This window comes from Streptomyces sp. NBC_00454 (assembly GCF_041434015.1).
In the GTDB taxonomy this organism is placed as follows: Bacteria; Actinomycetota; Actinomycetes; order Streptomycetales; family Streptomycetaceae; genus Streptomyces.
In genome coordinates, this window is sequence record NZ_CP107907.1 from 6,683,460 (window position 1) to 6,697,184 (window position 13,725).

Consider the following 13,725-nt stretch of genomic DNA (forward strand, 5'->3'; position numbering starts at 1 on the left):
GCCATCGGCGGGGTGTCACACGATGAGGTCATGTCGTTGCGAAATGTGCTCGTGCTGCTCTACGACGGAGTGCAGAGCCTGGACGTCACGGGGCCGGTGGAGGTGTTCTCCGGCGCCGAGCGCCACCCGGGACCGGCGCGGTACGCGATCCGGACCGTCTCCCTGGACGGCGCACCGGTCCGCACGAACAGCGGGCTGACGCTGGCACCCGACGGGGACCTGGAGAGGGAGAGGCCGGGCGCCGGGACGACGCTGCTGGTGCCGGGCGGCCACTACCGGGGGGACTTCGAGCCGAGGCTCACCGACTGGCTGCGCGCGTACGGGGGGCACGCGCAGCGCCTGGTGTCGGTGTGCACGGGCGGACTGCTGCTGGCCGAGGCAGGCCTGCTGGACGGGCGGCGCGCGACGACGCACTGGTACGTGTGCGAGCAGATGGCCCGGGACTACCCGGCCGTCACCGTCGAACCGGACCCGATCTACGTCCGCGACGGGTCGGTGGCCACCTCGGCCGGGGTCACCGCGGGGATCGACCTCGCACTGGCGCTGGTGGAGGAGGACCACGGGCGGGAACTCGCGCTGTCGGTCGCCCGGCACCTGGTGGTCTACCTGCGAAGGCCCGGCAACCAGGCGCAGTTCAGCGCGCAGCTGGCCGCTCAGACGGCGCGGCGGGAGCCGCTGCGGGACGTGCAGCACTGGATCACGGAGCATCCGGGGGCGGACCTGACCGTGGAGGCACTGGCGGAACGGGCCGCGCTGTCGCCGCGGCACTTCGCGCGGGCCTTCCAGGCGGAGACGGGGGTCACGCCGGGGCGGTACGTGGAGCGGGTGCGGGTCGAACACGCGCGGCGGCTGCTGGAGGAAGGGGCCGAGGGGGTGGCACAGATCTCCCGGGCCTGCGGGTACGGAACCCCGGAGGCCCTCCGGCGGGCCTTCGTCAAGACCCTGGGCCAGTCCCCGGCGGAGTACCGCAGACGGTTCGGCGCCCCGCGCTGACGACCGATGTACCGATGGACCGACGACGAACGAGAACCGACACCCGACACCGACACCGACACCGACACCGACACCGACACCCGACACCGACACCCGACCACCGCTCCGGAGGAGCCATGCAGATCGCCGTACTGCTCTACGACCGCTTCACCGCCCTCGACGCCATCGGCCCCTTCGACACCCTCGGCCGCCTGCCGGGCGCCGAGACCGTCTTCGTCTCCGAGCGGCCCGGCCCCGTCCGCACCGACAACGGGAACCTCGCCCTCGTCGCCGACAAGGGGCTCGGTGAGGTGATGCGGCCGGACATCGTCGTCGTGCCCGGCGGTCCGCACCCCGAGCTGGAGATGAAGAACCCGGCCGTTCTCGACTGGCTGCGGGCCGTGGACGCCACCACCACCTGGACCACCTCCGTCTGCACCGGCTCGCTGCTGCTCGCCGCCGCGGGCCTGCTCGACGGCCGCCGGGCCACCAGCCACTGGCTGTACCTGGACCAGCTGGCGCCGTTCGGGGTGGAGTCCACCGGCGAGCGGGTGGTCTTCGACGGGAAGTACGTGACGGCCGCGGGGGTCTCGTCCGGGATCGACATGGGGCTCACGCTCCTCGGCCGCATCGCCGGGGACGAGGTCGCGCAGACCGTGCAGCTGATGACCGAGTACGACCCGCAGCCGCCCTACGACGCCGGTTCCCCGGACAAGGCTCCGGCCGAACTCGTCGCGAGGCTCCGCGCGCTCACTCCGCCGACGGGGTCCCGGTAGGCGCCGGGGCCACGGTCGGGGCCGGACCCGGCTCCGACTCCGGCTCCGGGCTCCAGGTGAAGGCCGGCGCGCGCCGCCCGAGGAAGGCGGCGACGCCTTCCGCCATCTCCCCGCTCCGCGCGGCCTGCGCCGCCCAGTGCGCGTCCCGGTCCGTGCGGCCGTCCGCGAACTCCTTCGCCGAAGCCTGGGTGAGCTGCGAGCGGGTGGTCAGGATCCGGGTGAACTCCGCCACCCGCTTGGCCAGTTCTCCGGCCGGGAGCAGCTCGTCCAGGAAGCCCGTGCGCAGCGCCCGGTCGGCGTCGATCAACTCCGCGGAGAAGAGCAGGTACTTGGCGGCGGCCGGTCCCACCAGCGCCGCGAGCCGCCGGGTGGAGGAGGCCGGGTACACGATGCCCAGCTTCGCCGGGGTCACGCCGAAGGAGGCGCCCTCCTCCGCGAAGCGCAGATCGCAGGCGGCCGCCAGCTGGCTGCCGCCGCCCACGCAGAAGCCGCGGATCGCGGCCAGCGTCGGCTTGGGGAAGGCGGCCAGGGCCTCCTCCGCGGCGACGGCCAGGGCCTGCGGATCGTCGTCCCCGGTCAGTGAGGAGATGTCCGCCCCCGCGCAGAAGGTCTCACCGGCTCCGGTCAGCACGAGCACCCGTACGGCCGGGTCGGCGGCCAGCCCGGCCAGCAGCTCCGGCAGCCCGCTCCACATCGCCGCCGTCATGGCGTTGCGCTTGGCGGGGTGGGAGATCACGACGGTGGCGACACCTTCGGAGACCGAGGAGAGGAGGGCTGCGCCCGGGGCTGCGTCCATGCGCCGGATGCTATCCCGGACGGTCAAACCTATGATCAAGAGATCCGGGGTAGCGGGGGAGTCCGTTCGGGGGTGCGAGGAGGTGGCGTGTCCATGGGCGCAGACCGTACCGGTGGCCCCCGGGAGAACCAGGCCGACAAGAAGCAGGTCAGCCGCAGTTTCGGAGTGATGGCCCTGCTCGGCGTGCTGCTGGTGCTGGCCGGGCTGGTGGGTCTGATCTACACCGGCGTCGCCACCCTGACCACCATGTTCCTCTTCGGCTGGCTGCTGCTGGCCGGCGGAGTGGTGGGTCTGCTCCAGGCCTTCCAGTCGCGCAAGAGCAACTACTTCTGGCTCGCCGTCATCGTCGCCGCGATCAACATGGCGGCCGGGTTCGTGATCCTGCGCCGCCCGGAGGCGAGCGCCGAGGCGCTGACGATGTTCGCCGCGCTGCTGTTCCTCACCGGAGGGGTCTTCCGGCTGGTCGGCGCCCTCGTGGTGCGCGGCGCGCACTTCGGGCTGACCCTGGTTCAGGGTGCCTTCGGGATCCTGCTGGGCTTCCTGATCCTGTCCAACTGGCCCGGCAGCAGTCTGTACGTGATCGGAACCTTCTTCTCCCTCGCGCTGCTCTTCGACGGCCTCAGCCTGATCGCGCTGGGCATGGGTGCGCGCCGCATCCTGGGTCTGGTCAAGGACGGGGACGAGCCCGCGACGACGGACGGGGCGACGGCCGGCGCGACCCCAGGAGCTACGGACGCCGCGGCGGACAAGGCAGGCGAGCCGGACAAGGTGCGCGAGGCGGCCGAGAAGCGTCGACCGGAAGATCAGGAACAGTCGAACAACTGACTCTGTCATACGCCAACGGTCAGAAAGTGTCCGAATGACGCTGACTTCTGGTCAGCGGTCCGGTCCGGACCGGTCTGGTCCCCACTCTTGACGTGTGGAGACGATCGAGCGTGAAGACGGGGGCCGGGAGATGGATGTCAGCGGGAGCGTCCCGCCAGTCGTGGGGGGTGAGCCGGAGGCTCCGGCCGCCCCCCTCGCGTACGAGGGAGTGTGGCGATTCACCGCTCCCGCTCTAGAAGAATCCGTTCCGCAGGCGCGTCGGGCGGTCCGTGACCTGCTCGGCCGCCAGGGAGTGCCGGCCGATCAGGACCTGGTCTACTCCCTGCTGCTGATCGTCTCCGAGCTGGTGACGAACTCGGTCCGGCACGCGGCCCTGCTCTCGCCGGAGGTCGCGGTCGAAGTCGCCATCGGCCGGGAGTGGGTACGGGTGGCCGTCGAGGACAACCACCCGTACCGGCCCAAGGCGCTGGAGGCCGATTTCGGCCAGACCGGCGGCCGGGGGCTCCTGCTCGTCAGGGAGATCACCCTGGAGGCCGGCGGGGTCTGCGACGTCGAGCACACCTCGACGGGCGGCAAGGTGATCTGGGCGGCCCTGCCGCTCGCCGCACCCGCCGCCCCGGCACCCGCCGCCCCGCCGGTCCCTGCGAGCTGATCGGCGTACCGGGGCCTGGGCCTACCAGCCCGCCGCGTCGCCCGTCAGCTCGCGGATCGCGGGCCTGGCCGCGTCCAGCACCGTCATGAACCAGGCCGAGAACGGCTCCTCGGCGTTGCGCTCCACCAGTTCCGCGGCGGTCACGAACGCGGTGTCCGCGATCTCCTCCGGGTCCGGCCGCAGGGTCGACTGCGCGAGTCCCACGAACAGGTGGTTGTACTCCTGCTCGACCAGCCCCGATGCCGGGTCCGGATGGTTGTAGCGCACGGTCCCCGCCTCCGCGAGCAGGGAGGGCGACAGCCCCAGCTCCTCGTGGGTCCGACGGGCCGCCGCCGCGAACGGCGACTCCCCGGGATAGGGGTGACCGCAACACGTGTTCGACCAGACTCCGGGGGAGTGGTACTTCCCGAGGGCGCGCTGCTGGAGCAGCAGCCGGCCCTTCTCGTCGAAGAGGAACACGGAGAACGCCCGGTGCAACAGACCGGGGGCCTGATGGGCGGAGAGCTTCTCCGCCGTGCCGATGGTGTTGCCGGACTCGTCGACCAGTTCGAGCATGATCGGTTCTTGAGTGCCGGTGCCGGTGGACGCGCTGTTCGCGGCGGTGGCTGGTGTGGTCGGCATACCCATCCTTCGCTTCGGACTTCGACCTTCAGTCTGCCGTACAAAAGAGGTTTGTCCCCACTTCGGTGATCCGCGCATGTCCGCCCCCCGCCACGTGATAAGCGGCGGGGGACGAACCATTCGGCGAACGCGCCGGATTCGGCCGCGGGCGTCGATTCGGCCGTGCGTCAGATTCCGAACGGGGCCGGATATGTGATCGTGCCCGCCGGAACCGGCACGGAATCATCCAGCACCAGCGCCATCATCGCCTCGTCGGGCACCTCGAAAGGCGCCCGGATTCCGAAGTGCGAAGCCGGTGCGAAACCGAAGCGCGGGTAGTACGCGGGATGCCCGAGGACGAGTACGAGCGACTCCCCGCGGTCCTTGGCCGCCGCGAGCAGCGCCCGTACGACCGCGCTGCCGGCGCCCGAGCGCTGGAGCGCCGGGTCGGTGGCCACCGGGGCGAGCGCGAGCGCGGGGACTCCGTCCACCTCGCACCGGGTCAGCAGGGCGTGCGCCGCGACCGACCCGTCCGGGCCCTCGGCCACGTAGGAGAGGCCGGGCAGCCAGGCGCCGTCGGCCCGCAGCGCGTCCACGAGGTCCGCCTCGGCAGGGGTGCCGAAGGCGGCCGAGTTGAGCGCGTGCACGGCGGCCGTGTCGGCCGCGGTCTCCGGGCGGGTGGGCCAGGAGCCGCCGTCACCGGCCGTCGCCGGGCGCAGGACGTAGGCCGTGTACCCGTACTCGTGCCCGTACCGCGCCCGTACGTCGAGCTCCTCGGTGACGAAGCCCAGCGCGGCCGCGGCCTGCGGCGAGGCCGGCTCCGGGGCGGCGGCCACCCGCTCGCCGAGGGGGCCGTAGTACGCGGCCCAGTCGGAGTCGGGCTGCCGGTGGACGCCGAGCACCTGGTACCCGGCGGCCTGGACGGCGGCGAGGTTGCGGGCGGTGGAGCGCAGCGCGTAGTGCGGGTCCCAGAAGGCGCGGACCCCTGCGGAGGGTTCCGGGACGGTCCATTCGCATTCGCTCAGCACGAGGGTGCCGCCGGGTGCGAGGAGCCGCTTCCACCGGGCGAGCGCGCCGGCGAAGCCGATGTTGTAGGCGGACCCCTCGGCCCAGAGGAGGTCGAAGGAACCATCCGGATAGGGGAGGTCGGCCATGTCCGCCTTGACGGCGTGCACGCGGTCGGCGAGCCCGCGGGCCGCCGCGGCGGTGCGGAGCTCGTCGAGGAATCCGTCGTTCAGGTCGACGGCGGTGACATCGGCGCCCCGGTCGCCCGCTTCCGCGGCGAGCAGCAGGGCGCTCGGTCCCGGACCGCAGCCCAGGTCCAGGACGCGCGGCCGCTCGGGCAGCGGTCCGCACAGGGACAGCAGGTGGCGGGTGGTCGCCCCGGAGCCGGGGGACTGCCGGGGCAGTCCGCGGTGCAGTCCGATGAAGGCCTCGAAGAAGAGGTCGTCGTCGAAGGGGTCGGTCTGGTCGAAGAGGTTGGTGTTGTCGGTCAACGTGAACCCTTGAACGGGGGCTCCGGCCGACCGGCCCGTCGGTGTGATCAGGCCCGGCCGGATGCCCGGAAGGAGGTGAGGATGGACCGGAGTTCGTCGCTGCCCGTGGCCGCGACCTCTGCGACGGTCATCAACCCACCTCTTCCTCGTTCGTTTCCCGTATTCGTGATGTATCGCACGGATGAGACGTAATGCCGGGATTCGCACACGTCTGCGATCAGGCTAACACCGAGACGGTTTGAGTCCCCCGGCGTTCTCGTCAATGATGATCAGGCCGGGGCTCATGGCTCCGGGATATTCGGCTTATCGGGGCGTAAACGGGCGGTGAACCCCTGCTTCCGTTCATCCGATAGCCTCTGCCGACGTGCGGCCGCCCCACCTGGTGCGTCCTGGCGCATGTCCCGTTTCGTGTGTTCGCGCAAGGAGTGAGTTCGTCTGCCGACCGTCATCCTCACCGGCCTGCCGGTCCCCGGATCGCCGCTCGCGGACGAGTTGCGCTCCCTCGGCTTCGACGTCCGGCCCGCGGCCACCCCGCAGGAGACCGCCGCCGCGCTGGCCCTCGTACCCGCCGACCAGCGGGTCGCCCTCGTCGACGGCGGGTTCGTCGGGCACGCGCACGCCCTGCGGCTCGCGCTGACCGATCCGCGGTTCGACGCCTGCGCCGTCACCGGGGCCTTCGCGGTCAAGCCGGGTGCCCGCGCGGCCCTCGAGCGGGCCGCGGCCCTCGCCGCGAGCGCGCCGGAGCAGCAGAGCGGCCCGTACCCGGACCTGCTCGCCGCCGCGGTCGAGGCCGGCGGCACCGCCGTCCAGCGCCCCGAGCTCGGCACCCTCGTCGCCGCCGTACCCGCGAGCGCCGCCGAGCGCGACGCGGCGAGCGCCGCCGTGGCCGCCGTCGACGGCGAGGCCGTCCGGCTGCGCACCGCCGTGAAGTCCCGCGACGGGTTCTTCACCACCTTCTTCATCAGCCCGTACTCGCGCTACATCGCCCGCTGGTGCGCGCGCCGGGGCCTGACCCCGAACCAGATCACCACCGCCTCCCTGATCACCGCCCTGATCGCGGCCGGCTGCGCCGCGACCGGCGAGCGCGGGGGCTACATCGCCGCCGGTGTCCTGCTCCTCGTCTCCTTCGTGCTGGACTGCGTCGACGGGCAGGTCGCCCGGTACGCGCTCCAGTACTCGACGATGGGCGCCTGGCTCGACGCCACCTTCGACCGCGCGAAGGAGTACTCCTTCTACGCGGGCCTCGCGCTCGGCGCGGCCAGGAACGGCGACGACGTATGGGCCCTGGCGCTCGGCGCCATGATCCTCATGACCTGCCGGCACGTCGTGGACTTCGCCTTCAACGAGGCCAACCACGACGCCACGGCCAATACGAGCCCCACCGCGGCCCTCTCCGGCAGGCTCGACAGCGTCGGCTGGACGGTCTGGGTCCGCCGGATGATCATCCTGCCGATCGGCGAGCGCTGGGCCATGATCGCGGTGCTGACCGCCGTGACCAGCCCCCGGACCGTCTTCTACGCCCTCCTCGTCGGCTGTGCCTTCGGCGCGCTCTACACCACCGCCGGCCGGGTCCTGCGCTCGCTGACCCGCCGGGCCACCAGGACCGACCGTGCCGCCCAGGCCCTCGCGGACCTGGCCGACTCGGGCCCACTGGCGGAGCTCGTCGGCCGGACGCTGACCCTGCTGCGCGCCAAGTCGCCGGGAACCCTCGGCCTCGCGGTGCTGGCCACGGCCCAGCTGCTCTTCGCCGTCTGGCAGCAGCCCTTCGGCAGCTGGAAGGTCGTCGCCTCGGCCGGCCTGTACGCCCTCTTCGCGGGCGCCGCGGTCATGGTGCCCCTCAAGGGCGCCCTGGACTGGCTCATCCCGCCGCTGTTCCGGGCCGCCGAGTACACCACCGTCCTGGTCCTCGCCGCGAAGGCGGACGTACCCGGGGCCCTTCCGGCGGCATTCGGACTGGTCGCGGCGGTCGCCTACCATCACTACGACACGGTGTACCGCATCCGCGGTGGCACCGGCGCGCCCCCGCACTGGCTGGTGCGGACGACCGGCGGGCACGAGGGCCGGGTCCTGTTGACCACGGTCCTGGCCTCCGTCCTGGCATCGCGCGCCACCGACTTCCCCGTCGCGCTCACGGCCCTGGCCGTGTTCGTGGCACTCGTGGTGCTCGTGGAGAGCATCCGCTTCTGGGTTTCCTCCGGGGCACCCGCCGTACATGATGAAGGAGAACCAGCATGATCGGCCTCGTCCTCGCTGCCGGTGCCGGACGCCGTCTGCGTCCCTACACCGACACCCTGCCCAAGGCCCTCGTACCCGTGGGCCCCGAAGGCGACGAGGAGAGCCTGACGGTCCTCGACCTGACCCTCGGCAACTTCGCCGAGGTGGGCCTCACCGAGGTCGCCATCGTCGTCGGCTACCGCAAGGAAGCCGTGTACGAGCGCCGGGAGGCCCTGGAGGCCAAGTACGGGGTCAAGATCACGCTGATCGACAACGACAAGGCCGAGGAGTGGAACAACGCCTACTCCCTGTGGTGCGCGCGTGACGTCCTGAAGCAGGGTGTGATCCTCGCCAACGGCGACACCGTCCACCCGGTCTCCGTGGAGAAGACCCTGCTCGCCGCCCGCGGCCAGGGCCAGAAGATCATCCTCGCCCTCGACACGGTCAAGCACCTGGCCGACGAGGAGATGAAGGTCATCACCGCCGAGGGCAAGGGCGTCCAGCGGATCACCAAGCTGATGGACCCCGCCACCGCCACCGGCGAGTACATCGGCGTCACCCTCATCGAGCCGGAGGCCGCCGAGGCGCTGGCCGAGGCCCTGAAGACCACCTTCGAGCGCGACCCCGACCTCTACTACGAGGACGGCTACCAGCAGCTCGTCAACGACGGCTTCACGATCGACGTGGCCCCCATCGGCGACGTCAAGTGGGTCGAGATCGACAACCACGACGACCTCGCCAAGGGCCGGACGATCGCATGCCTGTACTGACGCGGCTGATCCCCTCGCCTGTTGTCGTCGACATCAGCCGGGGGGCGATGGACGATCTGGCCGGCCTCCTGGCCGACCAGCGCGTCTCCGCGTCCGGAAAGCTCGCCATCGCGATCAGCGGAGGCTCCGGCGCGGTGCTGCGCGCCAAGCTGGAGCCCGTGCTGCCGCACGCCGACTGGTACGCCGTCGTCGACGGGACCATCGACTCCGCGGTCAAGCTCGCCGACGACATAAAGGGCCGCCGCTACGACGCCGTCGTGGGCCTGGGCGGCGGCAAGATCATCGACGTGGCGAAGTACGCCGCGGCGCGGGTCGGGCTGCCCATGGTGGCCGTCGCCACCAACCTCTCCCACGACGGCATCTGCTCCCCGGTGTCCATCCTGGACAACGACAACGGCCGGGGCTCCTACGGAGTCCCCATGCCGATCGCGATGGTCGTCGACCTCGACGTCATCCGGGAGGCCCCGGTGCGGTTCATCCGCGCCGGGGTCGGCGACGCGATCTCCAACATCTCGGCCATCGCCGACTGGGAGCTCTCGCACAAGGTCACCGGCGAGCCCGTCGACGGCCTGGCCGCCGCCATGGCCCGTACCGCCGGCGAGTCCGTACTGCGCCACCCCGGCGGATGCGGCGACGACGAGTTCCTCACCGTGCTCTCCGAGGCGCTCGTGCTCTCCGGCATCGCCATGGCGATCAGCGGGGACACCCGCCCGTCGTCCGGCGCCTGCCACGAGATCAGCCACGCCTTCGACCTGCTCTTCCCGGGGCGCTCCGCGCTCCACGGCGAGCAGGTCGGCATCGGAGCGGCCTTCGCGATGCACCTGCGGGGGTCCGCCGAGCAGTCCGGGCTCTTCGTCGAGGTGCTGCGGCGCCACGGCCTGCCCGTGCAGCCCGAGGAGATCGGGTTCAGCGTGGACGAGTTCGTCACGGCCGTGGAGTACGCACCCCAGACCCGCCCGGGACGCTTCACGATCCTGGAGCACCTCAACCTGTCCGCAGCCGAGATCAGGGACGCATACGCCGACTATGCCCAGACCATCCGTAGCTGAACTCCGGCCCGTCGTTCACCCGCCGGGCGTCAAGGACCGGCGCAGTGGCGAGCACTGGGGCGGACGCCTCTACATGCGCGAGATCTCCCTGCGCATCACCCGGGTCCTGGTGGGCACCAAGGTCACGCCCAACCAGCTGACCTACCTGATGACGCTCGCCGGTGTCCTCGCCGCCCCGGCCCTGCTGGTGCCCGGCGTCTGGGGCGCCGTGCTCGGCCTGGTCATGGTCCAGCTCTACCTGCTGCTCGACTGCGTCGACGGCGAGGTGGCCCGCTGGAAGAAGCAGTACTCGCTCTCCGGCGTGTACATGGACCGGGTCGGCGCCTACCTGTGCGACGCCGCGGTCCTGGTCGGCTTCGGCCTGCGCGCCAGCGACCTGTGGGGCACCGGGCGGATCGACTGGCTGTGGGCCTTCCTGGGCACCCTCGCCGCGCTCGGCGCGATCCTGATCAAGGCCGAGACCGACCTGGTCGGCGTCGCCCGGCACCAGACCGGCAAGCCGCCGGTCCAGGAGTCGGCCGCCGAGCCGCGCTCCTCCGGCATGGCGCTCGCGCGCCGGGCCGCGGCCGCGCTCAAGTTCCACCGCCTCGTCCTGGGCATCGAGGCGTCGATGCTCATCGTGCTGCTGGCCGTCCTGGACCAGGTCCGCGGCGACCTGTACTTCTCCCGGCTCGGCGTCGCCGTGCTGGCGGGCATCGCGCTCCTCCAGACCGTGCTGCACCTGGTGTCGATCATGGCCTCCAGCAGGCTCAAGTGACGACGCCGATGCGGCTGGGCGCCGTGATCATCACCATGGGCAACCGGCCCGACGAGCTCAAGGCGCTCCTCGACTCGGTGGCCCGCCAGGACGGGCCCCCGGTCGAGGTGGCCGTCGTGGGCCAGGGCGTGAAGCTCGTCGGACTGCCCGAGGGCGTACGCGCCGTCGAGCTGCCCGAAAACCTGGGCATCCCGGGTGGCCGCAACGTGGGCATCGAGGCCTTCGGACCCGGCGGACGCGAGGTGGACGCCCTGCTCTTCCTCGACGACGACGGACTGCTGGAGCGCACCGACACCGCCGAGCTGTGCCGGCAGGCCTTCACCGAGGACCCGGAGCTCGGGATCGTCAGCTTCCGGATCGCCGATCCGGACACCGGCGAGACCCAGCGCCGGCACGTGCCCCGGCTGCGCGCCGCCGACCCGCTGCGCTCCTCGCGCGTGACCACCTTCCTGGGCGGCGCCAATGCCGTCCGCACGAAGGTGTTCGAGCAGGTCGGGGACCTGCCGGGAGAGTTCTTCTACGCCCACGAGGAGACCGACCTGGCCTGGCGGGCGCTCGACGCCGGCTGGCAGATCGACTACCGCGCGGACATGGTGCTCCTGCACCCCACGACGGCCCCCTCCCGTCACGCGGTCTATCACCGTATGGTGGCCCGCAACCGGGTGTGGCTCGCCCGCCGCAACCTTCCCGCCCCGCTGGTCCCGGTCTACGTGGGCGTCTGGCTCCTCCTGACGCTCCTGCGCAGGCCCTCGATGCCGGCGCTCAAGGCCTGGTTCGGCGGGTTCAAGGAGGGGTGGACCACCCCCTGCGGTCCCCGGCGCCCCATGAGGTGGCGTACGGTCTGGCGGCTGACCCGGCTGGGCCGACCGCCTGTCATCTGATCCCCCCGCGTCTGAGAACATGGCGCGATCACGACCCCATCGCCTCAGGCCCGATGCCACCTTCTGCCGCATCATGAAGACGGAAAGTTTCATCTTGTGAGTGACACAACTCAGGATGGCGCCCTCGCCACGAGCAAGCCGCCGTCCGAAGACGCGGGGCTGAGCCCCGCGGAGCTCGCCAGGAAGTACGGGCTGTCCGTGAGCGGGGCCCGCCCCACGCTGCCGCAGTACATCCGGGAGCTGGTGGACCGGCGCCACTTCATCCTGGCGTTCTCCAGGGCCAAGCTGGTCGCCCAGTACAGCGAGGCGAAGCTCGGCCAGATCTGGCAGGTGGCGACCCCACTGCTCAACGCCCTGGTCTACTACCTGATCTTCGGCCTGATCCTGAACGCCGGCAAGGGCATCCACAAGGACGACTACATCCCCTTCCTGGTGATCGGCGTCTTCGTCTTCACCTTCAGCCAGAGCTCGCTCATGGCAGGTGTCCGGGCCATCCCCGCGAACATCGGCCTGGTCCGCGCCCTGCACTTCCCGCGCGCCTCCCTGCCGATCTCCTTCTCGCTCCAGCAGCTCCAGCAGCTGATGTTCTCGATGATCGTCGTGTTCATCGTCGTGATGGGCTTCGGCAACTACCCGAAGCTGTCGTGGCTCCTGGTGATCCCGGCTCTGGTGCTCCAGTTCGCCTTCAACACCGGCCTCGCCCTGATCTTCGCGCGGATGGGTTCCAAGACCCCCGACCTCGCGCAGCTCATGCCGTTCGTCACGCGTACGTGGATGTACGCGTCCGGCGTCATGTTCTCGATCGGCACGATGCTCAAGGGCAAGCCCGAATGGATCGCCGAGCTGCTCCAGTGGAACCCGGCGGCCATCTACATGGACCTGATCCGCTACGCGCTCATCGACGGGTACGGCCACTCAAACCTGCCGCCGCACGTCTGGGCCTTCGCCGTCGGCTGGGCCGTCGTGATCGGCTTCGGCGGCTTCGTGTACTTCTGGAAGGCTGAGGAGCGTTACGGCCGTGGCTGAGAACAACCGGGGGCACATCCCCACCGTCATCGCCGACGACGTGCACATCGTCTACCGGGTCAACACCGGCAGCTCCGGCAAGGGCAGTGCCACGGCGGCGCTCAGCAAGATAATCCGCCGCCGCAAGGGGGACTCGCCGGGCGTCCGCCGTGTCCACGCCGTGCGCGGGGTCTCCTTCACCGCGTACCAGGGCGAGGCCATCGGGATCATCGGCTCCAACGGCTCGGGCAAGTCGACGCTGCTGCGCGCCATCGCCGGGCTGCTGCCCTGCGAGTCCGGCAAGGTCTACACCGACGGCCAGCCCTCGCTGCTGGGCGTCAACGCCGCGCTGATGAACGACCTCACCGGTGAGCGCAACGTGGTCCTCGGTGGTCTCGCGATGGGCATGAGCCGTGAGCAGATCAGGGAGCGTTACCAGAGCATCGTCGACTTCTCGGGCATCAACGAGAAGGGCGACTTCATTTCCCTGCCGATGCGCACCTACTCCTCCGGTATGGCCGCGCGCCTGCGTTTCTCCATCGCGGCCGCCAAGGACCACGACGTCCTGATGATCGACGAGGCGCTGGCCACCGGTGACCGGAAGTTCCAGGTGCGTTCCGAGGAACGCATCCGCGAACTGCGCAAGACCGCGGGAACCGTTTTCCTTGTGAGTCACAACAACAAGTCCATCCGCGACACCTGTGACCGGGTGCTGTGGCTGGAACGGGGCGAACTCCTGATGGACGGCCCGACCGAGGAAGTCGTCGCGGCGTACGAGAAGGCGACCAGCTGACGTATCCCGGCCACCGGCCCCCGCCGCTTCGTGCGGCGGGGGTCGCGGCATGCCGTGGGGTTGCCGTGAGGTTGCCGTGAAGTTTATTCCGGCGGCGGCGGCGACATCAGTGGCGGAGCGAATACCCGTCGAGCCGTCG

The 13,725-nt window shown here is 71.0% G+C and carries 14 protein-coding genes; 11 read left to right on the forward strand and 3 right to left on the reverse strand.

Annotated features, from left to right (window positions below; genetic code table 11):
• The first annotated feature begins 30 nt into the window (after nt 1–30).
• Together OHU74_RS30490 and OHU74_RS30495 are read left to right on the forward strand one after the other, a co-directional pair.
• Nucleotides 31–993 (forward strand): GlxA family transcriptional regulator, encoded by a 963-nt coding sequence (locus tag OHU74_RS30490; protein WP_371618843.1) that lies wholly within the window; start codon nt 31–33, stop codon nt 991–993.
• Nucleotides 994–1,109: 116 nt separating this feature from the next.
• On the forward strand, nt 1,110–1,748 hold the full coding sequence (locus OHU74_RS30495; protein ID WP_371618844.1) for a DJ-1/PfpI family protein: 639 nt from the start codon (nt 1,110–1,112) through the stop codon (nt 1,746–1,748).
• Here the strand turns inward: OHU74_RS30495 and OHU74_RS30500 are convergent.
• The gene (locus OHU74_RS30500; protein WP_371618845.1) at nt 1,723–2,544 is read right to left on the reverse strand and encodes an enoyl-CoA hydratase/isomerase family protein; all 822 of its coding nucleotides are present in this window, start codon (nt 2,542–2,544) and stop codon (nt 1,723–1,725) included. The two genes, OHU74_RS30495 and OHU74_RS30500, sit on opposite strands and share 26 nt — an antisense overlap.
• A 93-nt stretch (nt 2,545–2,637) precedes the next feature.
• On the opposite strand from OHU74_RS30500, the gene OHU74_RS30505 reads away from it, so the two are divergent.
• The gene (locus OHU74_RS30505) at nt 2,638–3,369 is read left to right on the forward strand and encodes an HdeD family acid-resistance protein (protein ID WP_371618846.1); all 732 of its coding nucleotides are present in this window, start codon (nt 2,638–2,640) and stop codon (nt 3,367–3,369) included.
• Nucleotides 3,370–3,499: 130 nt separating this feature from the next.
• A complete protein-coding gene (locus tag OHU74_RS30510; RefSeq protein WP_371619864.1) occupies nt 3,500–4,021 on the forward strand; it encodes an ATP-binding protein in 522 nt (173 codons plus the stop codon).
• Nucleotides 4,022–4,042: 21 nt separating this feature from the next.
• On the opposite strand, the gene idi is transcribed toward OHU74_RS30510, so the two are convergent.
• Together idi and OHU74_RS30520 are read right to left on the reverse strand one after the other, a co-directional pair.
• Nucleotides 4,043–4,642 carry an isopentenyl-diphosphate Delta-isomerase gene (gene idi, locus OHU74_RS30515; protein ID WP_371618847.1) on the reverse strand — a complete coding sequence of 200 codons (600 nt, stop codon included), beginning with the start codon at nt 4,640–4,642 and terminating at the stop codon, nt 4,043–4,045.
• Nucleotides 4,643–4,809: 167 nt separating this feature from the next.
• Complete coding sequence (locus OHU74_RS30520; RefSeq protein WP_371618848.1) at nt 4,810–6,117, reverse strand: GNAT family N-acetyltransferase; 1,308 nt, start codon at nt 6,115–6,117, stop codon at nt 4,810–4,812.
• 435 nt (nt 6,118–6,552) lie between these two features.
• On the opposite strand from OHU74_RS30520, the gene OHU74_RS30525 reads away from it, so the two are divergent.
• The 7 genes from OHU74_RS30525 to OHU74_RS30555 all read left to right on the forward strand — a co-directional run bounded on the left by OHU74_RS30525 (nt 6,553) and on the right by OHU74_RS30555 (nt 13,586).
• Nucleotides 6,553–8,352: a DUF5941 domain-containing protein gene (locus tag OHU74_RS30525; protein WP_371619865.1), complete on the forward strand. Its 1,800-nt coding sequence runs from the start codon at nt 6,553–6,555 to the stop codon at nt 8,350–8,352.
• Nucleotides 8,349–9,101: a sugar phosphate nucleotidyltransferase gene (locus tag OHU74_RS30530; RefSeq protein WP_371618849.1), complete on the forward strand. Its 753-nt coding sequence runs from the start codon at nt 8,349–8,351 to the stop codon at nt 9,099–9,101. Before OHU74_RS30525 ends, OHU74_RS30530 begins: the two co-directional genes overlap by 4 nt.
• Nucleotides 9,089–10,150 (forward strand): iron-containing alcohol dehydrogenase family protein, encoded by a 1,062-nt coding sequence (locus OHU74_RS30535; RefSeq protein WP_371618850.1) that lies wholly within the window; start codon nt 9,089–9,091, stop codon nt 10,148–10,150. Before OHU74_RS30530 ends, OHU74_RS30535 begins: the two co-directional genes overlap by 13 nt.
• Nucleotides 10,128–10,907, forward strand: a complete 780-nt coding sequence (locus OHU74_RS30540; protein WP_330299583.1) for a CDP-alcohol phosphatidyltransferase family protein — start codon at nt 10,128–10,130, stop codon at nt 10,905–10,907. Before OHU74_RS30535 ends, OHU74_RS30540 begins: the two co-directional genes overlap by 23 nt.
• A gap of 8 nt (nt 10,908–10,915) precedes the next feature.
• Nucleotides 10,916–11,788, forward strand: a complete 873-nt coding sequence (locus OHU74_RS30545) for a glycosyltransferase family 2 protein (protein WP_371619866.1) — start codon at nt 10,916–10,918, stop codon at nt 11,786–11,788.
• A gap of 96 nt (nt 11,789–11,884) precedes the next feature.
• Nucleotides 11,885–12,814 (forward strand): ABC transporter permease, encoded by a 930-nt coding sequence (locus OHU74_RS30550; protein ID WP_371618851.1) that lies wholly within the window; start codon nt 11,885–11,887, stop codon nt 12,812–12,814.
• Nucleotides 12,807–13,586 carry an ABC transporter ATP-binding protein gene (locus OHU74_RS30555; protein WP_371618852.1) on the forward strand — a complete coding sequence of 260 codons (780 nt, stop codon included), beginning with the start codon at nt 12,807–12,809 and terminating at the stop codon, nt 13,584–13,586. The genes OHU74_RS30550 and OHU74_RS30555 overlap by 8 nt, the downstream gene beginning before the upstream one ends.
• The last annotated feature ends 139 nt before the right edge of the window (nt 13,587–13,725 follow it).